The 21355-nt window shown below is 69.2% G+C and carries 21 protein-coding genes and 1 tRNA gene; 13 read left to right on the top strand and 9 right to left on the bottom strand.

Going from position 1 to position 21355, the window contains the following annotated elements:
- The first annotated feature begins 13 nt into the window (after positions 1 to 13).
- A tRNA-Leu gene (locus tag CHAN_RS10155) sits at positions 14 to 87 on the top strand.
- A 69-nt stretch (positions 88 to 156) separates the two neighbouring features.
- Here the strand turns inward: CHAN_RS10155 and CHAN_RS10150 are convergent.
- On the bottom strand, positions 157 to 1749 hold the full coding sequence (locus CHAN_RS10150) for a succinic semialdehyde dehydrogenase (RefSeq protein ID WP_290289431.1): 1593 nt from the start codon (positions 1747 to 1749) through the stop codon (positions 157 to 159).
- Between the two features lie 68 nt (positions 1750 to 1817).
- Positions 1818 to 2144, bottom strand: a complete 327-nt coding sequence (locus tag CHAN_RS10145; protein ID WP_048741380.1) for a hypothetical protein — start codon at positions 2142 to 2144, stop codon at positions 1818 to 1820.
- 191 nt (positions 2145 to 2335) lie between these two features.
- Between CHAN_RS10145 and CHAN_RS10140 the strand changes: the two genes are divergently transcribed.
- Positions 2336 to 3217 (top strand): Bax inhibitor-1/YccA family protein, encoded by an 882-nt coding sequence (locus tag CHAN_RS10140; protein WP_048741383.1) that lies wholly within the window; start codon positions 2336 to 2338, stop codon positions 3215 to 3217.
- 709 nt (positions 3218 to 3926) lie between these two features.
- On the opposite strand, the gene greA is transcribed toward CHAN_RS10140, so the two are convergent.
- Together greA and CHAN_RS10130 are read right to left on the bottom strand one after the other, a co-directional pair.
- Positions 3927 to 4433: a transcription elongation factor GreA gene (gene greA / locus CHAN_RS10135; RefSeq protein WP_048741386.1), complete on the bottom strand. Its 507-nt coding sequence runs from the start codon at positions 4431 to 4433 to the stop codon at positions 3927 to 3929.
- A gap of 230 nt (positions 4434 to 4663) precedes the next feature.
- Positions 4664 to 5152: a DUF4307 domain-containing protein gene (locus tag CHAN_RS10130; protein WP_290289425.1), complete on the bottom strand. Its 489-nt coding sequence runs from the start codon at positions 5150 to 5152 to the stop codon at positions 4664 to 4666.
- A gap of 108 nt (positions 5153 to 5260) precedes the next feature.
- Here CHAN_RS10130 and mca point away from each other — a divergent pair, with 108 nt between their 5' ends.
- The 5 genes from mca (at position 5261) to CHAN_RS10105 (ending at position 9424) form a co-directional block, all read left to right on the top strand.
- On the top strand, positions 5261 to 6136 hold the full coding sequence (gene mca, locus CHAN_RS10125; RefSeq protein WP_290289423.1) for a mycothiol conjugate amidase Mca: 876 nt from the start codon (positions 5261 to 5263) through the stop codon (positions 6134 to 6136).
- Between the two features lie 49 nt (positions 6137 to 6185).
- A complete protein-coding gene (locus CHAN_RS10120) occupies positions 6186 to 6554 on the top strand; it encodes a hypothetical protein (RefSeq protein ID WP_377748469.1) in 369 nt (122 codons plus the stop codon).
- Positions 6555 to 6768: 214 nt separating this feature from the next.
- Complete coding sequence (locus CHAN_RS10115) at positions 6769 to 7878, top strand: 3-deoxy-7-phosphoheptulonate synthase (RefSeq protein ID WP_290289422.1); 1110 nt, start codon at positions 6769 to 6771, stop codon at positions 7876 to 7878.
- A gap of 44 nt (positions 7879 to 7922) precedes the next feature.
- Positions 7923 to 8711 (top strand): isoprenyl transferase, encoded by a 789-nt coding sequence (locus CHAN_RS10110; RefSeq protein WP_048741397.1) that lies wholly within the window; start codon positions 7923 to 7925, stop codon positions 8709 to 8711.
- 134 nt (positions 8712 to 8845) lie between these two features.
- Positions 8846 to 9424: a hypothetical protein gene (locus CHAN_RS10105; protein WP_048741400.1), complete on the top strand. Its 579-nt coding sequence runs from the start codon at positions 8846 to 8848 to the stop codon at positions 9422 to 9424.
- 7 nt (positions 9425 to 9431) lie between these two features.
- Here CHAN_RS10105 and coaA read toward each other — a convergent pair whose 3' ends face one another.
- Complete coding sequence (gene coaA / locus CHAN_RS10100; protein ID WP_048741403.1) at positions 9432 to 10358, bottom strand: type I pantothenate kinase; 927 nt, start codon at positions 10356 to 10358, stop codon at positions 9432 to 9434.
- 61 nt (positions 10359 to 10419) lie between these two features.
- On the opposite strand from coaA, the gene chrA reads away from it, so the two are divergent.
- The 6 genes from chrA to CHAN_RS10070 all read left to right on the top strand — a co-directional run bounded on the left by chrA (position 10420) and on the right by CHAN_RS10070 (position 17108).
- The gene (gene chrA, locus CHAN_RS10095) at positions 10420 to 11718 is read left to right on the top strand and encodes a chromate efflux transporter (protein WP_290289419.1); all 1299 of its coding nucleotides are present in this window, start codon (positions 10420 to 10422) and stop codon (positions 11716 to 11718) included.
- 158 nt (positions 11719 to 11876) lie between these two features.
- Positions 11877 to 13178 (top strand): serine hydroxymethyltransferase, encoded by a 1302-nt coding sequence (gene glyA, locus CHAN_RS10090; RefSeq protein WP_048741405.1) that lies wholly within the window; start codon positions 11877 to 11879, stop codon positions 13176 to 13178.
- A 116-nt stretch (positions 13179 to 13294) separates the two neighbouring features.
- Positions 13295 to 14110: an enoyl-CoA hydratase-related protein gene (locus CHAN_RS10085; RefSeq protein ID WP_290289416.1), complete on the top strand. Its 816-nt coding sequence runs from the start codon at positions 13295 to 13297 to the stop codon at positions 14108 to 14110.
- A gap of 71 nt (positions 14111 to 14181) precedes the next feature.
- Complete coding sequence (locus tag CHAN_RS10080; RefSeq protein ID WP_290289414.1) at positions 14182 to 14622, top strand: hypothetical protein; 441 nt, start codon at positions 14182 to 14184, stop codon at positions 14620 to 14622.
- Between the two features lie 242 nt (positions 14623 to 14864).
- Positions 14865 to 16613, top strand: coding sequence for a type III sulfide quinone reductase, selenoprotein subtype (gene sqr, locus CHAN_RS10075; RefSeq protein ID WP_290289412.1), 1749 nt, complete (start codon positions 14865 to 14867; stop codon positions 16611 to 16613).
- A 9-nt stretch (positions 16614 to 16622) separates the two neighbouring features.
- Positions 16623 to 17108 (top strand): DsrE/DsrF/DrsH-like family protein, encoded by a 486-nt coding sequence (locus tag CHAN_RS10070; RefSeq protein WP_048741415.1) that lies wholly within the window; start codon positions 16623 to 16625, stop codon positions 17106 to 17108.
- 99 nt (positions 17109 to 17207) lie between these two features.
- Here the strand turns inward: CHAN_RS10070 and CHAN_RS10065 are convergent, their stop codons facing one another.
- The 4 genes from CHAN_RS10065 to CHAN_RS10050 all read right to left on the bottom strand — a co-directional run bounded on the left by CHAN_RS10065 (position 17208) and on the right by CHAN_RS10050 (position 21320).
- Entirely contained in the window at positions 17208 to 17792 is a 585-nt protein-coding gene (locus CHAN_RS10065) for a hypothetical protein (RefSeq protein WP_290289410.1), read from the bottom strand.
- 164 nt (positions 17793 to 17956) lie between these two features.
- Positions 17957 to 19129, bottom strand: coding sequence for an acyl-CoA dehydrogenase family protein (locus CHAN_RS10060; protein WP_048741417.1), 1173 nt, complete (start codon positions 19127 to 19129; stop codon positions 17957 to 17959).
- Between the two features lie 1064 nt (positions 19130 to 20193).
- A complete protein-coding gene (pcaD, locus tag CHAN_RS10055; RefSeq protein WP_048741420.1) occupies positions 20194 to 20976 on the bottom strand; it encodes a 3-oxoadipate enol-lactonase in 783 nt (260 codons plus the stop codon).
- Complete coding sequence (locus tag CHAN_RS10050) at positions 20973 to 21320, bottom strand: DUF5997 family protein (RefSeq protein ID WP_153251492.1); 348 nt, start codon at positions 21318 to 21320, stop codon at positions 20973 to 20975. Before CHAN_RS10050 ends, pcaD begins: the two co-directional genes overlap by 4 nt.
- Between the last annotated feature and the right edge of the window lie 35 nt (positions 21321 to 21355).

Below are 21355 nucleotides of genomic sequence, written 5' to 3'. Positions count from 1 at the left end.
GGGACGTCGTCAAGCCCCCGTGGCCCAATTGGCAGAGGCAGCGGACTTAAAATCCGCGAGTTGCGAGTTCGAGTCTCGCCGGGGGCACCGCGCGCGAAAGCCCCGGACCGGTGCGATGTCACCGGGCCGGGGCTTTCGTGCGTGGGCCGCGCCCGCCTACGGCAGGATGCCGAACTTCTTGCCCAGCTTCAGGGCGGTGGTGAATACCTTCGCGTAGGTCTCGCGCTCCAGCACCGGGATCGAAATCGGCGAGAGGCGCTGGACGGTGACGGTCTGGGCGTCGGTGTACTTCAGCAGGCCCTCGGCGCCCTGGCGGCGGCCGACGCCGGACTCCTTGAAGCCGCCCATCGGGGCGTCGACGGAGGCGAAGGTGGCCGCGAAGCCGTCGTTGACGTTGACGGAACCGGCGTGGATCTTCGGCGCCAGATCCTTCGCGCGCGACGGCGAGCACCACAGCGAGGCGTTGAGGCCGTAGCGGGAGTCGTTGGCGCGGCGGATGGCCTCCTCGGCGTCGGCGACGCGCTGCACCACGACCACCGGGCCGAAGACCTCCTCGGTGAGCAGCTCGACGCCCTCGGGGACGTCGGTGAGCACGGTCGGCTCGTAGAACAGGGGGCCCAGGTCCGGGCGGGCGCGGCCGCCGGCCAGCACCGTGGCGCCGGCCTCGACGGCGTCGTGGACCATCTTCTGCACGATGTCGAACTGGCCCTGCGACTGCAGCGACCCCATCTCGACGTCCCAGCCGTAGCCGGGGCCCAGGCTCATGGCCTTGGTGCGGTCGGCGAAGGCCGGCACGAACTCGTCCCACACGGCGTCGGCGACGTAGATGCGCTCGATGGACACGCACAGGTGGCCGGAGTTGGTGAAGCACGCGATGCGGGCGCCCTCCACGGCCTGGCCGACGTTGGCGTCCTCGGCGACGATCATCGGGTTCTTGCCGCCGAGCTCCGCGGAGAAGCCGATCAGGCGCTCGCCGCACTGCTTGGCCAGCGAGCGGCCGGTCTCGGAGGAGCCGGTGAACATGAGGTAATCGGCGTTGGCCACGATCGCCTGGCCCACGACGGAGCCGGGGCCGGGCACGACCTGGACCACGTCCTCCGGCAGGCCCGCGCGGTAGAGCAGGTCGACGGCCATCAGCGCGGAGAACGGCGTGGTGGAGTCGGGCTTGAGCACGATCGCGTTGCCCGCCATGACCGCGGCGACGGCGTCGGAGACCGCCAGCGTCAGCGGGTAATTCCACGGGCTGATCACGCCGACGACGCCCTTGGGGTGGTGGTGCACCGTGGTCGGGCTGAGCACCGGCAGCGCGCCGTGGGCCTTCGCCGGCTTGAGCAGGTCCTCCGCCTGGTTGCCGTAGTAGCGGGCGGTGATGGCCACGTGGAGGACTTCCTCGAACGCCGAGGCGCGGTTCTTGCCGGTCTCCGCCTGCACGACGTCCATCAGCTGGTCCTGGTGGGTTAGCACAAGGTCGTGGAAGCGGTGCAGGACCTCGCGGCGCGAGGCGACGGGCACGCGCGCCCATGCGGCCTGCGCGAACCGGGCGCGGTCGAAGGCCCGCTCGACGTCGGCGGCGTCGCCGACGGGGATGTCCGCCAGCGGTTCGCCGGTGAAGGGGGAGGAGATGGTGCGGGTTTCGGACCCCGCGACGGAGGCGCGCTTGAGCAGCCGTTCGACGACGTCGGGCGTCAGGGGATTGCGGATGTCCTGCGCGCCGGTGGCGCGTTCGGTCTCGGTCGTGGTCGCGTTCATGGCCGCGATGGTACGCGGCGGCGGCCCCGCCGGGGCCGTTTCGCTTTACGACGTATCGCGCACAGCCGTCAGTTCTCCGTGTGGCCGAGGCGGCGGCTGCGGTCGGGGTCGCGGTTGCCGCTTTCGCCGAATTCGAAGGGCTCGTGGCCGTCGACGTCGCCGTAGCGCATTTCGGGGTCGACGTCCGGATCGTCGTCGGGATCGACGTCGGGCTTCTCTTCGGCGAGCCTGCGGTCGAGCGTGTCGTGGGGTTCGGCGCCGCGCCAGCGTTCCGGCGGGTCCATCACGTAGTTTTCGCCGTCGCCGGTCATGTGGTCCGCGTCGAGGCCTTCGGAGCCGTCGAGGGTGTTTTCGTCGAAGTCGCCGGTGGTGTCGGCGTCGTAATCGCCGGGCATGTCGTCCTCCTCGCCGTCGGTTTCTGCGTTTTTCGTTGTCGTTCCGATCCTACGCTCCGGGGTGGGGGATGAGGCCGGAATGTCCCGCTGCGAAATGCCCCGGCGTCGGGAACAATCGAGGGGGTTCAACCGTTATACGTCTCGTAAGACAATTCACACTCGGCCGTAAGAAGGCCGGAAGGAAGGACGACGTGCGCGAAAGCAGTAACCCCGCATTCAGCTCGCTCACCAAGACCGTCGCCCGCGGCCAGGCCGGAGCCCACCACTACGGGCAGCAGCAGTACGGCCCGGGTGGCTACGGTCCGGGCGGTTATGGCCAGGACCCGTACGGTCAGGGTGCTTATGGCCAGGAGCAGTACGGCGCCCCGCAGCAGATGCAGGACGCCCGCCCGATGACGGTCGACGACGTCGTGTCGAAGACCGGCATCACGCTGGCGGTCATCGTGGCGCTCGCCGCGGTGAACTTCGCCATCGCCCAGTTCGTCAGCCTCGGCCTCTCCATGATGCTCACCATCGTCGGTGCGATCGGCGGCCTGATCATGGTGCTGATCTCCACCTTCGGCAAGAAGTTCGGCTCCGCCCCGGTCACCCTGACCTACGCGGTGTTCGAGGGCCTCCTCGTCGGCGGCGTCAGTTTCCTCTTCGCCGGCTTCAACGTCGCGGGCTCCAACGGTTTCGCCCTGATTTCGCAGGCGGTCATCGCGACCATCGGCGTGTTCGCGGGCATGCTGTGGGTCTACAAGTCGGGTGCCATCCGCGTCACCCCGAAGTTCACGCGCTTCATGATGGCCGCCCTCATCGGCGTCGTGGTCCTGATGGTGGGCAACTTTTTGCTGGCCTTCTTCACCGGCATGTCCCCGCTGCGCGACGGCGGCCCGATCGCGATCATCTTCTCGCTGGTCTGCATCGGTCTGGCGGCGTTCAGTTTCCTCCTCGACTTCGATCAGGCGGACAAGCTGGTCCGCGCCGGCGCGCCCGCCACCTACGCGTGGGGCGTTGCGCTGGGTCTGGCCGTCACCCTGGTGTGGCTGTACATCGAGATTCTGCGTCTGCTGTCCTACTTCAGGGATTAGCGCCCGGTCTGCCGGACTTTCGAGTCCGGCGCCGAAAGATGCGCACCGGCGGAGATGATCCGCCGAGAGGTCGAAGGGCCCCGGTTCACGCCGGGGCCCTTTCCCGTGCCCTAACTCGCCCCCGCCCCGTTGCTCCTACGCGTGCACCCACCCCGCTCCGCAGATGCGCCAGTTACAGGCAGATGCGCCCATTGCAACAGGCGCATCTGCACGGAACTGGCGCATCTGGGCCGTGGCGGAGGTGGTGCTCGACGTGGGCGGCCATTGCGGGTGGGGTTGGCCCCGATATGCGTCGTCGAGCAGCTGCAGTCGGATGCCGGGGCGTAGTTGCGCCACGAATTGCCGCGGCGCTGTTCCATTTCGGGGGCGGCGAACGCGGGGGAGGTGGGCGTCGCAAAGCAGAAGCGGCGGAGGAATGAACCTCCGCCGCTCGTATCGATGCCGACCGCAGCTCAATGCCGACCACGGCCGACCTCGCAACACCGCGACCACGGCCGACCTCGCCACGGGCGACCGCAGCTCAATGCCGACCTCAGCCGACCGCGCAACACCGCGATATTGGCCTCGCTGCCGACCTGCGTGGCCGGACTGGCCGCGCTGATGCGCAGATGCGCCAGTTCCAGGCAGATACACCCGTTGCAACGGGCGCACCTGCCTGGAACTGGCGCATCTGGAGGTGTGGGGCCGGAACAGCCGACCGAACCGGAACTTAGTCCTGGAACTCCGGGTCGTACGGCTCGGCCTTGATCAGGGTGACCTCGACCTCGTCGCCGGTGGGGGACTTGTAGGTGCGGGTCTCGCCCTCCTTCGCGCCGACCAGGGCGCGGCCGAGCGGCGAATCGGTGGAGTAGGTCTCCAGGTTCGGGTTGGACGAATCCGCGCCGCGGGTGCCGATGAGGAAGGTCTCCTTGTCGTCCTCGTCGCCGTCGTAGTAGACGTGCACGACGGTGCCGACCAGCGCAACGCCCGATTCCTGCGGGGTCTCGCCGACGGTGGCGCGCTGCAGCAGGTCCTCGAGGTAGCGGATGCGCGCCTCCTCCTGGCCCTGCTGCTCGCGGGCGGCGTCGTAACCGGCGTTCTCCTTCAGGTCGCCCTCTTCGCGGCGTTCGTTGATCTCGGCGGCGATGATGGGGCGGTTCTCGTACAGGGCGTCAAGCTCGGACTTCAGCTTGTCGTAGGACTCCTGCGTGAGCCACGGGTTGTTGGAGTCGGTCATGGTGCCTCCTTGGTCTGCATCGCCGTCGACGGGTCGTCGATCGGCGGAAAAGCTGGGCTGGCCAGCCCGGAATATGAAAAATCGGCCCCAGCCGGGGCCGTGAACGGGGTCAGGATACCACCGGGTGGTCATGTGGCGTTAACCGCGCGCCGTTCGGCGGGGCGTCGGCGGATTTCGGGCGGCGGCGCGTGGAAGCGTCGTTCACCCGGGGCCCGGTGGATGGGGCCGCTTTACGACGCCTTGCGGTCCAGGAACCCGGGCATTTCGGTGGAGCAGCCGTAGACGTCTCCGGCGACGGCCTGCTCGCGGGTCTGGATGGGCACGTCGATGCGGACGGTCTTGGGGCCGCCGGCGGGGACGAAGACGTCGCGGCGGCCGACTTCGGCGACGTCGTAGTTGAGGGCGTAGATGATGCAGTACGCGTCGCGCGACGGGTCTTCGCGGGTGACGTCGAGGGTGAAGATGAACACGTCGTCCTCGCGGCCCTTTTCCCGCGCCCAGCCGGCCTGCGTGGCGGTGACGTCGGGCGTGGACACGCGGTTCATCTGGACGAAGACGTAGACCATGGCGATGATCAGCATGCCCACGATGCCCACGACGAGCAGCTTGCCCGGCAGGCGGCGGTTGGTGTCGCCGTAGCGGGCGCTGCGTTTGGCGGCGGTGGCTCGGTTGTCGCGACCGCGACCGCGGTCGGCGTTGGAGGCCTTCGTGTCCGACATGCCCCCAACTGTATCGGACGTTTGGTCGCGACCCGCGTCGGGGGCGGCGGATCGGCCCCGTAGACTGTACGGGACGTCGGAACAGGTACCGGACTGGAAGGACACCGCATGAGCCTGCGTTTGATGGCGGTCCACGCCCATCCCGATGACGAGTCGAGCAAGGGCGCGGCGACGATGGCGCGCTATGCCGCGGAGGGCCATGAGGTCATGGTCGTGACGCTGACGGGCGGGGAGCGCGGCAGCATCCTCAACCCGGCGATGGATCGCCCGGAGGTCGTGGACAACATCGCGGAGGTGCGCGTCGCCGAGATGGCGGAGGCCGCGCGAGTGCTCGGGGTGCAGCACCGGTGGCTGGGCTTCGTCGATTCCGGTCTGCCGTCGGGTTCCCCGACGCCGGTGCTTCCCGACGGCTGCTTCGCCCGCGAGAACGTCGAGGAGGCGGTCAAGCCGCTGATCCGGGTGATCCGCGAGTTCCGCCCGCACGTCCTGATCACCTACGACGAAAACGGCGGCTACCCGCATCCGGACCACATCATGACGCACATCGTGTCGGTGCGGGCGTGGACGGAGGCGGCGGCCGACGCGTACCCGGAGCTGGGGGAGCCGTGGGAGATCAAGAAGATGTACTACACGCACGGTTTCGTGCGGCGCCGCCTGCTGGCCCTCGACGCCTACTACGTGGAGCGGAATCTGCTGAGCCCGTTGGGCGAGCCGCTGAAGCGCTGGGTGTCGACGCGCGGCGACATCATGGAGCGGGTGACCACGCAGATCCCGTGCGCCGACTTCTTCGACGCCCGCGACGATGCGCTGCGGGCCCACGCCACGCAGATCGACCCCAACGGGCCTTTCTTTGCGGTGCCCACGGACGTGCAGCGTAAGGTATGGCCGACGGAAGAATTCGAGTTGGCGCGCACGAGGGTGCGCACTTCCCTGCCGGAGGATGACCTGTTCGCGGGCATCGAACCGGACGATTCCACCGAGTGACGGATCCGCGGCTGACCCCGCCGCAGAGCATTAAGGAATGATGGCTGACATGCCCCAGGCAATGGAACTCTGGAACGCCGCCGCGGCCGACGCCGCCTTGGACGTGACCCTGCTGGCGCAGAACCCGGTCGGCCCGATGGGCGCCGATTTCGGCAAGGCGTCGCCGATCGGCCTGCTCGTCATCGTGCTGCTGCTGGTCACCATTCTGCTGATCGGTTTCGATCTGACCCGCCGCATGAAGCGGTTGCGCCGCCGGCGCGCCTTCGCGGAGGAGCACGGCATGGATCCGTTCGACGTCGAGGCGATCGACCGGGCGATGGCCGAGCACGGGCGTTCGGGCGGCGTCGACGGCGAGGCGATCGTCGAGGACCGCTTCTCGGGGGAGCCCGAATTGCGGGAACGTCGTTCCAAGGATTAGGATTCGCGGCATGCGCAACTGGCGATTTTATTTTACGAGGGGCTCCGGCAGCTGACCCCGTCAGTCATGCATCCCTGAAATCGCCACGCGCAAGCCGGAGCCCCGAAGGCAGCACCCGTATTCCACGGGTAGCTGCCTTTCGTCGTATCCGGCCCATTGCCGGAGGGCGGCGACCGGCGCAGACAATCACCGAAACCCCCGAAAGGCACTGGCCATGACGCCCCCGACTTCCCTGGAAAACCCGGCTTCGACTTCGAATCAGCGCGTCGTCGCGTTCCACGATCTCCCGTCCCCGAGGCAGTTGCGTTCCGACGTCCCGCTCGGCGATGAGCTGGCGAATGACGTGGAGGTCGCCCGCCGCGCGATCGCCGACGTCATCGCCAACGAGGATGACCGCCTTCTGGTCGTCGTCGGCCCCTGCTCGGTCCACGACGCCGAGGCCGCGGTCGATTACGCGCGCCGCCTCAAGGCCGTGGCGGACGAACTGAAGGACGACCTGCTCGTCGTCATGCGCGTGTACTTCGAGAAGCCGCGCACCACGGTCGGGTGGAAGGGCCTGATCAACGACCCGCACATGGACGGCTCCTTCGCCATCCTCGACGGTCTGCGCATGGCGCGCGAGCTGCTGATCGAGGTGCTGCAGGTCGGTCTGCCGGTCGGCGCGGAGTTCCTCGAGCCCAACAGCCCGCAGTACATCGCCGACGCGGTGGCGTGGGGCGCGATCGGCGCGCGGACCACCGAGTCTCAGGTGCACCGCCAGCTGGCGTCGGGGCTGTCCATGCCCATCGGGTTCAAGAACGGCACCGACGGCAACGTGCAGGTCGCGGTCGATTCGCTGGTGTCGGCGGCCAACCCGCACTTCTTCTTCGGCATGAACGACGACGGCGGCGCGGCGGTCGTGGAGACCGCCGGCAACGCCAACTGCCACATCATCCTGCGCGGCGGCACGGGCGGCCCGAATTACGGCCCCGAGCACGTCGCCGAGGCGAAGAACCGCCTGGAGAAGTCCGGCATGCCGCGGTCGCTGATGGTCGACGCCAGCCACGCCAACTCCGGCAAGTCGGAGGTCCGCCAGGCGGAGGTCGTCCGCGAGATCGCCGGGCAGATCGCGTCGGGCGACGACGGCATCGACGGCATCATGATCGAGTCGTTCATCGAGGGCGGCAACCAGAAGGTGGTCAACGGCCGCGAGGGCCTGAAGTACGGCCAGTCCGTCACCGATGCGTGCATCGACTGGGGCACGACGGACGTGCTGCTCCACGAGCTGGCCGACGCCGTCCGCGCGCGCCGCGAAGCCCGGGGCGGCGGCCCGCAGCGGGCCTGACCCGAGACGTCGGGCGATCGCACGCGCCCGGTAGACTCGGCCGCGTGAAACCGTTCCAAGTTCCGCGGGTGCTCGCGCGCCTGGCGTACCCGCTCTACGAGCGCCGGCTGGCCCGTTCGCTCGTGGGCCTGCCGCGCCCGAACCACGTGGCCGTGATGGCCGACGGCAATCGCCGGTGGGCCCGCGAGGCCGGGTTCACCGACGTCAGCCACGGGCATCGGGTGGGCGCCCGCAAGATCGCGGAATTCGTGTCCTGGTGTTCGGAGCAGGACGTCGATCTGGTGACCATCTACCTGCTGTCGACGGAGAATCTCCGCCGGTCGGCCGACGAGCTGGAGCTGCTGTTCGGCATCATCGGCGACGTCGCCGACGAGCTCGCCGACGCGGGGCAGGACATCCGGCTGCGGATGGTGGGCCACCTGGAGCTGCTTCCCGACGACATGGCCGACCGCCTGCGCCGGGACGAGAAGCTCACGGCGGGCAACACGGGCATCCAGGTCAACATCGCGGTCGGCTACGGCGGCCGGCAGGAGATCGTCGACGCCGTGCGGCGGATCATCGGCGACGCCGTGGACGAGGGGGCCGAGGCCGCCGACATCGTCGAGCGGATCACGCCGGAGGCCATCGGCCGCCACCTGTACACCTCGGGGCAGCCGGACCCGGACCTGGTCATCCGCACCTCGGGGGAGCAGCGGCTCAGCGGTTTCCTGCTGTGGCAGTCGGCCTATTCGGAGATCTGGTTCACCGACACCTACTGGCCGGAGTTCCGCCGCATCGACTTCCTCCGCGCCCTGCGGGACTTTTCGCAGCGCAGCCGCCGCTTCGGCCGCTGAGCCCGCTTCGGTCGCCGTAAGCCCGCGGCCCCGTTTCGGCCGCTGAGCCCGCTTCGGCCGCCGTAAGCCCGTGGCCCCGCCTTTCGCGGGGTCCCCGCGGGCGAAGGCTCGCGATTGGGGGCACAATTGGGCTCATGTCGAACTCCGCGCACGTCCAGCCCATCGTCGTCGTGTCGAACACCCGGTACGGGTCGACCACGGAGTATGCCGAGGAATTCGCGCGCCGCACCGGGGGAATGCTGGTCGGAGGGGGCAAGGCCGACTCCCCGTACGCCGACGACGAGCTGGATTCGATGCTCGCCGATCGCCCCGACGCCCCGCTGATCGTGTTCACCCCGAACTATGCGGGCACCTTCGGCGGCGCCAACCTGATGAAGGCGGCCGCGCGGAAGAACCCGGACCGCAAGATGGCGCTGGCGGTGATCGGCATGACGCTGCTGGACGAAGTCCGCGAGAAGGATCCCGCCCGCGCGGCCCTCGACGACGTGTCCGAGCGGGTCCACCGCCACTACCTGCCGGGGCGGCTGATGTTCTCGGTGATGTCGCGCAAGCACCGCGCGGTGCTGTGGACGATGACGCGGATGATCAAGGGGAAGAAAAACCCGTCGCCGAACGAGCGGCAGATGATCGACTCCTACGGCGTCGACACCGACCGCGTGGACTTCGCCGAACTCGACGCGCTGGTCGAATGGCTCGACGCGCCGGCGTCGTAAAGCGGGCTCACAGCTTGCGCATGCGCACCCGGTCGATGGTGTGGTCGCTGGACTTGCGCAGCACCAGCGACGCGCGGACGCGCGTGGGCAGGATGTTCTCCATGAGGTTCGGCAGGTTGACGGTCTGCCAGATGCGGCGGGCCTCGATGGCCGCGGCTTCGTCGTCCAGGCCGGCGTAGTCGGCGAAGTGCGCGCCCGGCGCCCGGAACGCGGTGTGGCGCAGCTTCAGGAAGCGCTCGATGTACCAGCGCTCGATGTCCTCGCGGCGGGCGTCGACGTAGACGGAGAAGTCGAACAGGTCGCTGACCATCAGCATCGGGCCGGTCTGCAGGACGTTGAGGCCCTCGACGATGAGGATGTCCGGCTGGTCGACGACCTCGTACTCGCCGGGCACGCGGTCGTAGGCGGTGTGCGAGTACACCGGGGCCTTCACGTCGCGCACCCCGGCCTTCACCGATGTGACGAAGCGCATCAGCGCCCGCTGGTCGTAGGACTCGGGGAAGCCCTTGCGGTTCATGATCCCGCGCCGGTTGAGCTCGGCGGAGGGGTGCAGGAAACCGTCGGTGGTGATCAGGTCCACGCGCGGGTTGGTGTCCCAGCGTTCCAGCAGCACCTGCAGCAGACGGGCGGTGGTGGACTTGCCGACGGCCACCGATCCCGCGACGCCGATGATGAACGGCACGCCGTGGTACTCCTCGCCGAGGAAGGTGGCGGTGGCGCGGTTGAGTTCGCGGTGCGCCTGCACGCGCAGGTGGATGAGGCGCGACAGGGGGAGGTAGACCTCCGCGACCTCGTCGAGGTCGATGTTTTCGCCGATGCCGGAGAGCCGTTCGGCTTCCTCGGCGGTGAGCACCTGCGGCATCGACTCGCGGAGCTCGCGCCATTGGCGCCTGTCGAACTCCAGGTACGGGCCGGGTGCCTGCGCGCGGGTCATGGCTCCATCATGCCAAGCGCCGGTGCTGCGGAGGAGTATCGGGTGCCATAACATCTCTGTCATGGTCGAACAGTCGTCTGAGGGAAATGCCGTCTCGGCGGGGGAAACGCCCGCCGGCGCCGCCGGGGGAGAGCCCGGCGGGAAGAGGGGCTCCGTCGGCGAGGTGTTCTCCGCGTTCGGGCTGCTGGGCCTGACGTCCTTCGGCGGCCCGGTGGCGCACCTGGGCTACTTCCGCGAGGAGTTCGTGGGCAAGCGCCGGTGGCTCACCGACTCCGAGTACGCCGACGTCGTCGCCCTGTGCCAGTTCCTGCCGGGGCCGGCGTCGTCGCAGGTCGGCATGGCGCTGGGCTGGCGCCGCGCGGGGCTGCCGGGCATGTTGGCGGCCTTCATCGGCTTTACGACGCCTTCCGCCGTCGTTTTGGCGCTGGCCGCCGTCGGAGTGGCGTACTTCGGTGATCTGGATGGGCCGATCGCGGGATTGAAGGCGGCGGCGGTCGCGGTCGTGGCGGTGGCCCTGTGGGGGATGGCGAAGAACCTGGTGACGTCGCGGTTGACCGCCGCGCTGGCGCTCGGCGCGATGGCCCTGACGCTGTTGGCTCCCGGCGGTTGGGGCGCGTGGGCGCAAGTCGGGGCGATCGTCGTCGCGGGCGTGATCGGGCTGGCGTTCATCCGCGGCGGGGGCCGGGGGAGCGGCGGCAAGGCAGGAAAAGAAGGTGGCGACGGCGAAGACGGCGGCGGCAAGGACGGCGGGAATGACGAGTCCGCCGCCGAACCGGCGCACCTCGCCTACCGCGTCCCCGCGTGGGCGTCGATTGGCGCGGCCGTGGCGTTCTTCGCCGTCATGGCCCTGGCCGTGACGCAGTGGTGGGGCACCTACTACTGGGCCGGTGCGCTCGTCTTCGGCGGCGGCCACGTGGTGCTGCCGCTGCTGGAGGGCGGTCTGGTCCCCGGCGCCGTCGACGCCGACACCTTCCTGGCCGGGTACGGCCTGGCCCAGGCCGTGCCGGGTCCGCTGTTCACCTTCGCCTCCTACCTGGGCATGGCCTCCGGCGGGGTGCTCGGGGCGCTGATCGCCACGCTGGCCATCTTCCTGCCGTCGATGCTGCTGCTCATCGCCGTCATGCCCGTCTGGGCCAAGCAGGCGGCCAACCCCAAGGCGCGCGGTGCGGTGGCGGCGATCAACGCCGCCGTCGTCGGGCTGCTCGCCGCCGCGTTCTACGACCCCGTCTGGACGCACGGCATCTCCGGGCCCGGCACCTTCGTCGTCGCCGTCGCGGCGTTGGCCGCGCTGACCAAGTTCAAGTTGCCCGCGTGGGCCGTCGTGCTCGCCGCCGGCGCGATCGGCTGGGTCGCGTTCTAGGGCGGGCGCCGCGCCATACGTTGGCCCCGTCACCGCGCGGTACCCCCGGACACCGATGCCGGGGGAGGTGTCCGGGACCGAATCGGCCCCGCCGGGGGTGGGGGACTACGATGGCCTTTCGAACCCGTAGCTTCCTTTCGAAAGGTTGTTGGCCACCCATGACCGGTATCCCCAGCGATGACGTCCGCTACCAGTCCCTCAGCGAACTCGACCCGGCAGTCGCCGAGGCCATGGCCGGCGAGCTGGCCCGCCAGCGCGACACGCTGGAGATGATCGCCAGCGAGAACTTCGTCCCCCGCGCCGTCCTGCAGGCGCAGGGTTCGGTGCTGACCAACAAGTACGCCGAGGGCTACCCGGGCCGCCGCTACTACGGCGGCTGCGAGAACGTCGACGTCGTCGAGGATCTCGCCCGCGACCGCGCCAAGGAGCTCTTCGGCGCCGAGTTCGCCAACGTCCAGCCGCACGCCGGCGCCCAGGCCAACGCCGCCGTCCTGCACGCGCTGATCAACGCCGGCGACCGCATCCTGGGCCTTGATCTGGCTCACGGCGGCCACCTGACCCACGGCATGAAGCTCAACTTCTCGGGCAAGCTCTACGAGGTCGGCGCGTACGGCGTCGACCCGGACACCATGCGCATCGACATGGACAAGGTCCGCGAGCAGGCGCTGGCGGAGAAGCCGGACGTCATCATCGCCGGTTGGTCCGCCTACCCGCGCCACCTCGACTTCGACGCGTTCCGCTCCATCGCCGACGAGGTCGGCGCGAAGCTGTGGACCGACATGGCCCACTTCGCCGGCCTGGTCGCCGCCGGCCTGCACCCGTCGCCGGTCGCCGCGTCCGACGTCGTGTCCACCACCGTGCACAAGACCCTCGGCGGCCCCCGCTCGGGCATGATCCTGGCCAAGCAGGACTACGCCAAGAAGCTCAACTCCGCCGTCTTCCCGGGCCAGCAGGGCGGGCCGCTGATGCACGCCGTCGCCGCCAAGGCCGTGGCCCTGAAGATCGCCGGCACCGAGCAGTTCAAGGAGCGCCAGGAGCGCACCCTCACCGGCGCCCGCCTGCTGGCCGAGCGCCTGACCGCCTCCGACTGCAAGGACGCCGGCGTCGACGTCCTCACCGGCGGCACCGACGTCCACCTGGTGCTGGCGGACCTGCGCAACTCCGAGATGAACGGCCAGGAGGCCGAGGACCTGCTGCACGAGGTCGGCATCACCGTCAACCGCAACGCCGTGCCGTTCGACCCGCGCCCGCCGATGGTCACCTCCGGCCTGCGCATCGGCACCCCGGCGCTGGCCACCCGCGGCTTCGACGAGAAGGCGTTCGGCGAGGTCGCCGACATCATCGGCACCGCCCTGGCCGCCGGCAAGAACGCCGACACCCAGGCTCTGCGCGCCCGCGTGGCCAAGCTGGCCGAGGACTTCCCGCTGTACGAGGGCCTCGAGGACTGGACGATCGTCTAGCCTCCCGGCATTCGTCCCCGACGGCCCCGCACCATTCCGGTGCGGGGCCGTTCGCCGTCCCCGGGCAAACGCGCGAACCCGGTCCGCGGCGGCGTGCGCGCGGATAGCGTGGGGGCATGGATTTCGTTTCGATGCACCGCGACGGCGGGCTGCTGACCATCACCATCGACCGTCCCGAGGGGCACAATTCCCTCAACCGCGCGCTGCGCCTCGAGCTCCGCGAGGCCTTCGAGGCGGCGGCCCGCGATGCCGATCCCGCGACCGTGCCGGCGGGCGAGGGCGATGCTGACCAGCTGGTGCGCGCGGTGCTGCTCAAGGGCGGCAAGAAGGTGTTCTGCACGGGGCAGGATCTGAAGGAGCACCTGACCGAGATGGGCGACGAGTCGGCCATGGACAAGGTCGACGTCGAGTACAACCCGATGGTGGCGGCGCTGGCGGCGATTCCGGTGCCGGTCGTCGCGGCGATCAACGGGGCGGCGGCGGGCGCGGGGTGGTCGCTCGCCCTCAACTGCGATTTCCGGGTGGCGGCGCGCACGGCGACGTTCAAGGCCGCGTTCCCGTCGATCGGCCTGGCCACGGACTGCGGCATCAGCTACTTGCTTCCGCAGCTGGTGGGGCAGGCGAAGGCGCTGCAGTTGCTTTTCGACGACCTGCCGGTCCCCGCCGAGACGGCGCACGAGTTGGGTTTGGTCACCGAGGTCGTCGACGGGGATGACGCCGACGCGGCGGCCGAGGAACTCGCGCGGAAGCTGGCGTCGGGGCCGACGGGGTCCTACCGCGAGATCAAGGCGCTGGTGCGGGATGCCTCGGCGATGCTGGCCATCGCCGACCGGGAATCCGGCGCGCAGAAGCGACTGGTGGTCACCGGCGACCATGCGGAGGCCGTCGACGCCTTCCTGAACAAGCGCGCCCCGGAGTTCACGGGGCGTTAGTCGTCCATGACCTCCATGAAGGTCGATGGATTCCCGGTCGCGTGCCATCTCGGTCACGTACCATCTCCGTCATGGCACTCGATTCGGGTTTTGCGGAATTTCTCGAGGATGAATTTGGCAGGATGCTGCCCGAACCGCAGGAGCGGACCAGGGAGGCGTTCGCCGATCTCGGGTTCGGCGAGCGCAATGCCGAGTTCGTCGAATTCTGGTCCACTTTCTCCGAAGAAATGTACGGAACAGTTGGCTATACAAGCGATGTGAGCCTCGATGTCCTGAATTTCGACGGCAGTCGGACGGCCGCTCTGCGGCAACACGACGGACTCGCCGAAAACTATTACGAGTTCTTCAACCCGGAGCTCGACGACTTCCTCTTTTATGATCGCGCGACGGATGAGGTTCTTCTCGTGGAGGCCGGGGGCTACGGCGACTTCCTCGAAGATCGGTCTGCGGCGCAAACATGGCCGACTTTCGTGGCCTTCATCAAGGAGTTCCTGGAATTCGACGAGGAGTAGCGGCCGTCAGCCGGCGTTGAAGCCGCCGGCGACCCCCCAGCGCCCTTCCGCCTCGGTTTTCCGCCGTACCCGGTTGTCCGGCGAAACCACTGCTCAGAGGGGGTGATGTGGCCGGGAACACATCCAATTCCGATGCGGGTGGGGGTAATCTCCAAATAGAGGGAGAAGCCGGGCCGATCGCCGGGCGGGACCCGCATGCGGCGCCGCAGAAGTGGCCTCTCCCGCGACGGAGAGGACCGACAATGACGCGCCTGCTCATTCTCGGCGGCGGCACCGCCGGCACCATCGCGGCGAACAAGCTGCGCAAGGCCGTGCCCGCCGAGAAGCTATCCATCACGGTCGTCGACGCCGACGACCGCCACCCCTACCAGCCGGGGTACCTGTTCCTGCCTTTCGGCAAGACCTCCGAAAAGGGGATCGCCAAACCACGCTCGCGGCAATTCGCCAAGGGCATCGATTTCATCCTCGGCGACATCGACCGCGTGGACGTGGACGCCCACGAGGTGACCCTGGCGGACGGCCGGACCCTCGGCTACGACAAGCTGATCATCGCCACGGGAACCTCGCCCCGGCCGGACATGACGCCGGGCATGGATTCCGATGACGTCCACCACTTCTATGACCTCGACGGCGCCATCGCCCTGAAGGAGGCCCTCCGCTACTTCCGCGGTGGCCGCATGGTCGTGCACATCGCCGAGATGCCCATCAAATGCCCCGTGGCCCCGATGGAATTCGCGTTCCTCGCCGATTCCTGGCTGCGGGAAAAGGGCCTGCGCGAGCGCACGGCGTTGACGTACGTCACGCCATTGGACGGGGCGTTCACCAAGCCGGTCGCCAGCCGCGAACTCGGCGGTGCGCTGGACGAGCGGCAGATCGAAGTCGAGACGGACTTCGCCGTCGAACGCATCGACGGCGACCGCAAGATGCTCGTCGGCTTCGACGGCCGGGAGATCCCCTTCGACCTCCTGGTCACGGTGCCGGTGAACATGGGCGCCGAGTTCGTCGCGCGCTCCGGCATCGGTGACGAGGGCAACTACGTCCCCTGCGACCCCCACACCATGCGCGCCGACGCGTCCCCGGACGTGTACGTGCTCGGCGACGCCGGCACGCTGCCGACGTCCAAGGCGGGTGCGGTGGCGCACTTCTCCATCGACGTGTTCACCGAGAACTTCCTCGCTGAGCTCGAGGGGCGCGAACCGACCGCGAAGTTCGACGGCCACGCCAACTGCTTCGTGGAAACCGGCGACGGCATGGGCATGCTGCTCGACTTCAACTACGAGGTCGAGCCGCTGACCGGCACGTTCCCCGTGCCCCGCGTCGGCCCGATGCGCCTGCTCGGGGAATCGCGGCTGAACCACTGGGGCAAGCTGGCGTTCGAGTGGATCTACTGGAACATCCTGCTCAAGGGCCGCCCGCTGCCGCTGCCGCCGGACCTGTCCATGCGCGGCAAGATTCCCGCCGGACAGTCCGCCGGGCGAGGGGCGACGCGCCCCGACGCCCACGGCCCGCGCCTGGACATCAGCCCCCGGGCGATCCCCCGCAATGCGCCGGTGGCGAGCGCCGCCCCCGCCTCCGCGGCCCCTGTCGCGGCCGCTCCGGTTGCGGCCGCAGCGACTCCCGCGGCTCCGGGAACGGCCGGCGAGGCGGCTCCGCATGGCGACGAGGCCGTGGCCACGGACGCGGCACCCGCGGCTCCCACGCCGACTGCGGCGGTCGACGTGCCGTCGGAAAGCGCCCCGAACCCGGACTGGACGCCCGAGCTCGCCGCGCAGCGCGCGGCGGACCTGGGCATCGACGCCGACGACACCGTCCTGGCCATCGCCGAATTCCTGCGCGACGACTACGCCGCCCGCAGGCAAACCCCCACGCTGCGCCGCGTGGCCACCGTCGGCGGCTACGAGGTCAAGCAGCTGTTCACCATCTTCCCCGGCAAGCCCGCCAAGAAAATGGCGTGGATCGCCGGTCTGCCGAAGCCCAAGGGCTGCGTGTAAGGAGCACCCATGTCACAGCGCAAACTCGCGATCATCTGCAGCAAGGGCAACCTCGACATGGCGTACCCGGGGTTGATCCTGGGCAACGCCGCCCTCAGCGAAGGACTGGAGCTGCACCTGTTCTTCACCTTCTGGGGGCTGGACATAGTCACCAAGGAGCACATGGACGACCTGAAGTTCACCCTGGTCGGCAACACGGCCATGCACATGCCGCAGGCGCCGAAGGCATCCGTGCCGCACATGCTCGGCGCGCTGCCCGGCATGACCGGCTTCGCCACCCGCATGATGAAGGGCCAGATCGCCGACCTCGAAGTGCCGACGGTCCCCGAAATGCTGGATCAGATCGTCGCGGCCGGCGGCCACCTGTGGGCGTGCCGCATGAGCTTCGACATGAACAACCTGGCCATCGCCGACCTGTACGACGGAGTCGAGAACGTCATCAGCGCCAACGACTTCATCGAGCTGACCGACGGCGCCCAGCTGCTGTTCATCTGAGCCGCTCGGGAGCCCGCGCAGCAGGGGAGCCGAGGATCCGGGGAGCCGTGAAGCCGGGGATCCGGTGAACCGGTGATCCGGCCACCCGGTGGCCCGTGCTCAGCCGACGGCGCACTCGCCGTCGGCGCACGGGTTGCGGCGCCATGCCCACACGACGGCGCCGAGCAGGGCGGCGAGGGAGATCGCGGCGAGGAAGGGCTGCAGCGGCTGCCAGAAACCCAGCGCCCCGGATGTCCCCAGGGCGAGCAGCACGACCTTGTTGCACACCGGGCACGCCACGGCGAACATGGCCAGTCCCGCGCCGCCGATCGCCGGAGCGGACTTCTCGGAACCGGGGCGCTGCAGGCCGAAGTACAGGCCGGTGAGCACCGCCGTCACTGCGAGCACGGGCAGCTCCCACGGGCGCACGGGCACGTCCCGGCCGAAGACCGGGTTGGGGATGATGTCCGTCGGCAGGCCGATGATCAGGAACGTCGCCAGCGCGGCGCCGACGGCGACGAGCACGCGGAACGTGCGGCCCCCGATCAGAACCGTGCCGCGGCCGGTGGCGCCGGCGGCCCCGACAGCCCCGGCAGCCCCGGCGGCCCCGACAGTCCCGGCCGCCGCCTGGGAATGATCCGCGGTCACGGCCTTCCCGTTCGGGGCGTCGTTCCGGGTTTCGTCGGTCGTCGGCGAAGTCTGCATGCCCCAGAGGGTACAGGCGTCCCACCGGATGCCCCACCGAACGCGATGACGGCCCGCTCCCACGAGGGGAACGGGCCGTCGTCAAGCGAAAATGCGCGGGGCACGGCAACCGTGCCGCGGACGCCCCGCCAGGAGGAGCGGAGGCGCCCGCCGGAACGCGGACCTTACGCGGCGCCGCCCTTGGCGATGCGGCGGAAGATGATCTCCTTCATGATCTCGTTGGTGCCGCCGTAGATGGTCTGCACCTTCGAGTCCAGGTAGTGCGTCGAGATCGGGTACTCGAGCATGAAGCCGTAGCCGCCGAACATCTGCAGGCAGCGGGTGACGATGTCCTGCTGCTCCTCGGTGGTCCAGAACTTCGCCATCGACGCGGCGGTCTCATCGAGATTGCCAGCGTTGTGCGCCATGACGCACTGGTCGACGAACGCCTGCAGCGCCGTGATGCGCGTGGCGATGTCCGCCAGGTAGTGGCCGTGGACCTGGTGCTGGATCAGCGGCTTGCCGAAGGTCTCGCGCTCCTGGGCGTAGTTGTACGCCAGGGTCCAGGCGCGGCGGGACGTGGCCACCGAACCGACCGCCAGGGTCAGGCGCTCGTGGGCCAGGTTGGTGCGCAGGTAGCCGAAGGCGGCGCCCTCCTCGCCGAGGAGGTTCTCCGCCGGCACGCGCACGTTGTCGAAGTGCAGCTCGGCGGTGTCCTGGGCCTTCAGGCCGACCTTCTTCAGCGGGCCGGTCTTGGAGTAGCCCTCCAGGCCGGTGTCCACGACGAACATGGACACGCCCGCGCGGCCCTTCGACGGGTCGGTGATGGCCGCGACCAGCGCGAAGTCGGACAGCATGCCGTTGGAGATGAACGTCTTGGCGCCGTTGAGGACCCAGTGGTCGCCGTCCTTCTTGGCGAAGGTGCGCATGCCCGCGAGGTCGGAGCCGGCGCCCGGCTCGGTCATGGCCAGGCAGCCGATCAGGTCGCCGGCGTTCATCGGCGCGAGGTACTTCTGCTTGAGCTCCTCGGACGCGAACTTGGCCAGGTACGGGGCGACCAGGTCGTTGAGGGTGCCGAAGGACACCACGATGGAGCCGCAGTCGGAGGCGGTGAGCTCCTCGTTGAGGACCTGGTTGTAGCGGAAGTCCATCTCGCCGCCGCCGCCGTACTCTTCCGGCGTCGACATGCCGATCAGGCCGAGCTCGCCGGCCTTCTTGAAGATTTCGCGGTCCGGCATGCCCGACTCGTGCCAGCGCTCGACGTTGGGGGTGATCTCCTTCTCGACGAAGCCGCGGACCATGTCGCGGAACATCTCGTGCTCTTCGGCGAAGTGGGTGCGGGGCAGGAAGTCCTTCATGGGGGCGTCTCCTCGTGCTCGATTGAGAGTGGCTGGGATGCCGTGCGAGGCGCGTGCGGTCCGTCCGGTGCGGGGTGGTGGCGCCGTCGTGGGGCCGGGGCCATGTTCCCATCCCGGGCGGCGTCGCGCTCGCCGGTATGTCTGTCTCAACCATTATGCATAAATATGTGACCGAGGCCACCCGGCGCCGTGGCATTGCCCCCGTTTTTGCCAAACCTGAGGGGTCGGTCACGTTCGCGGGGCGGGTGTGACGGCGGGGCGGGCTGCATCTTTCTCGGTGGAACATGCAGGTTGGGGCGCTTTTCGACGGGTCGGCGCTACCCCCGTTCCCTCGCGCGCGCCGCAACTTAGGGCAACCTAAAAAAGTGGGATTCACCTGCGTCGACATTGCGTCGACATCGGGGCCCGTCGCCGTCGCGCGGGGGTGATTAACGCAAGCAATTCGTTCTTTTAATCGCGTCATCGCTGGTCGCTGATTATCGTGACGCTCAGTGGTCAACTGCCACGACAGTCACGACAGTCAGTCACACGCAACCTCCAATTGCACACGAAAAGCGAGGCGGCCATCCCTTGGAACAGGATGGCCGCCTCGCTTTTTGCGTGCGTGGGGATGGGTCGGTTGTTGTGCCCCGGCCGGTTCGGTTGTTGTGCCCCGGTAGTTTGCGAACGCTGTCGACCGCAACCGGCCATGCCGGCGGACGCAGCACACACGCGCGCGTCAACCCACCCCGAATGCGCTAACCCACCCGCTGGAACAGGTGGGTTAGCGCATTCGGGGTGGGTTTGCAGAGGAGGGGACGGTGCCCGGGTCCATTCGGGGTGGGTTTGCGGAGGAGGGGACGGTGCCCGGGGCCTTTCGGGGTGGGTTAGCCGAGGAAGGGACGGTGCCCGGGCGTGATTCGGCGGGATTCGGGGTGGGTCAGCTGTCGCGTACCGGCGGACTGTGATGGCCGAGCGCCTCCGCACCCGCGAATGCCGTGCGCAACCTGCCGGGGCGCGACTTGACGGGCGGCCGGTCAACGTAAGTGACGACCAGCCGTTCCCGACCTGCCGGGGCACGACAGTCAGGCCGTCAGTCCCCACTGCTCGGCGAGCACGCGGTTGACGTCGGCCGGGCGCTCGACGTTGACCAGGTGCTTCGCCGGCGAAATCTTGGTGAAGCGGGAGCCGGGGATGCCGTCGTGAAGCGACGCCACCACCGGAAGGGGAGTGGAGGTGTCCTCCTCGCCCGCGATGACCCACGTGGGCACGGTGATGTCCGCCAGACGCGCGCGGGCGTCGAAGCCGGCGATGGCATGGCAGCAACCGGCGTACCCGTCGTCGGAGGTGGTGCGGATGCCGTCGGCGAAACGCCGGGGCAGCGCCGGGTTCGACGCGAAGCACTCGTCGGTGAACCAGTTGCCCACCACGGTGTCGGCCAGCACGCCGGTGCCCTGCTCGCGCACCTTCTCGGCCTTGTCCAGCCACGTCTGCGTCTCGCCGAACTTCGGGGCGGTGGAGATCAGCGTCAGGGTCTCCAGGCGCTCGGGGTGGTCCAGGGCGATGGTCTGCGCCACCGCGCCGCCCAGCGACAGCCCGACCAGGTGGGCGCGGTCGATGCCCAGCGAATCCATCAGCGCCAGCACGTCCGCGGCGAGGTCCTCCATCGCGTACTCGCCGGTCGGGGCGGGGGACTGGCCGTGGCCGCGCAGGTCGGCGGCGACGATGCGGGCCGACCCCGACAGCGCCTCCACCTGGGCGTCCCACATGCCCCGCGAGGCGCCCAGCGATCCGAGCAGGACCGCGGTGGGCGTTCCGGCGGCGTCCGGGCCGTGGACGTCGTGGGCGAGGGTCACGGTGCCGGTCATCGCGCGCCCCCGTCCTCCCGCTCGGCGGCTTCGGCGCGCTGCTCCGCCAGCGACGTCCGCGCCGCGCGCAGCCAGTCCGGCTGATCGGCCAGGAGCGCCTTGATGTCCTCGGTGGTCAGCGGCTTGTCCATGTCGTTGGCCTTCAGGGCCGTGATGGTGATGCCCAGTCGCCGGGCCACCTCGGGCCGCGGGTGCGGGCCCGTGCGGCGCAACTCGGCGAGCCACTCCGGCGGGTTCTTCTGCAGCTCCACGAACTCCTCGTGGCTCAAGTCCGACTGCTGGAATTCTTCGGGGGTCGCGGGCAGGTAGACGCCCAGTTTCTTGGCCGCGGTCAGGGGTTTCATGGGCCCCACGGTAGCACCGGGACGTAGCATGGCGT

It is taken from the genome of Corynebacterium hansenii (assembly GCF_030408795.1).
GTDB classification, from domain to species: domain Bacteria; phylum Actinomycetota; class Actinomycetes; order Mycobacteriales; family Mycobacteriaceae; genus Corynebacterium; species Corynebacterium hansenii.
Note: the sequence above shows the minus strand (reverse complement) of the source record. Positions and strands in the feature narration are given on the sequence as shown.

Bases quoted from the DNA above. Each gene is read 5' to 3' on its own strand.
- coaA (WP_048741403.1), bottom strand. From the start codon at position 10,358: ATGACCCGCGCGCAGGCACCCGGCCCGTACCTGGAGTTCGACAGGCGC.
- CHAN_RS10105 (WP_048741400.1), top strand. From the start codon at position 8,846: ATGTCGAACTCCGCGCACGTCCAGCCCATCGTCGTCGTGTCGAACACC.
- CHAN_RS10120 (WP_377748469.1), top strand. From the start codon at position 6,186: ATGCCCCAGGCAATGGAACTCTGGAACGCCGCCGCGGCCGACGCCGCC.
- chrA (WP_290289419.1), top strand. From the start codon at position 10,420: ATGGTCGAACAGTCGTCTGAGGGAAATGCCGTCTCGGCGGGGGAAACG.
- glyA (WP_048741405.1), top strand. From the start codon at position 11,877: ATGACCGGTATCCCCAGCGATGACGTCCGCTACCAGTCCCTCAGCGAA.
- CHAN_RS10050 (WP_153251492.1), bottom strand. From the start codon at position 21,320: ATGAAACCCCTGACCGCGGCCAAGAAACTGGGCGTCTACCTGCCCGCG.
- CHAN_RS10060 (WP_048741417.1), bottom strand. From the start codon at position 19,129: ATGAAGGACTTCCTGCCCCGCACCCACTTCGCCGAAGAGCACGAGATG.
- CHAN_RS10085 (WP_290289416.1), top strand. From the start codon at position 13,295: ATGGATTTCGTTTCGATGCACCGCGACGGCGGGCTGCTGACCATCACC.
- CHAN_RS10070 (WP_048741415.1), top strand. From the start codon at position 16,623: ATGTCACAGCGCAAACTCGCGATCATCTGCAGCAAGGGCAACCTCGAC.
- CHAN_RS10065 (WP_290289410.1), bottom strand. From the start codon at position 17,792: ATGCAGACTTCGCCGACGACCGACGAAACCCGGAACGACGCCCCGAAC.
- CHAN_RS10145 (WP_048741380.1), bottom strand. From the start codon at position 2,144: ATGCCCGGCGATTACGACGCCGACACCACCGGCGACTTCGACGAAAAC.
- CHAN_RS10130 (WP_290289425.1), bottom strand. From the start codon at position 5,152: ATGTCGGACACGAAGGCCTCCAACGCCGACCGCGGTCGCGGTCGCGAC.
- pcaD (WP_048741420.1), bottom strand. From the start codon at position 20,976: ATGACCGGCACCGTGACCCTCGCCCACGACGTCCACGGCCCGGACGCC.
- greA (WP_048741386.1), bottom strand. From the start codon at position 4,433: ATGACCGACTCCAACAACCCGTGGCTCACGCAGGAGTCCTACGACAAG.
- sqr (WP_290289412.1), top strand. From the start codon at position 14,865: ATGACGCGCCTGCTCATTCTCGGCGGCGGCACCGCCGGCACCATCGCG.
- CHAN_RS10080 (WP_290289414.1), top strand. From the start codon at position 14,182: ATGGCACTCGATTCGGGTTTTGCGGAATTTCTCGAGGATGAATTTGGC.
- CHAN_RS10150 (WP_290289431.1), bottom strand. From the start codon at position 1,749: ATGAACGCGACCACGACCGAGACCGAACGCGCCACCGGCGCGCAGGAC.
- CHAN_RS10115 (WP_290289422.1), top strand. From the start codon at position 6,769: ATGACGCCCCCGACTTCCCTGGAAAACCCGGCTTCGACTTCGAATCAG.
- mca (WP_290289423.1), top strand. From the start codon at position 5,261: ATGAGCCTGCGTTTGATGGCGGTCCACGCCCATCCCGATGACGAGTCG.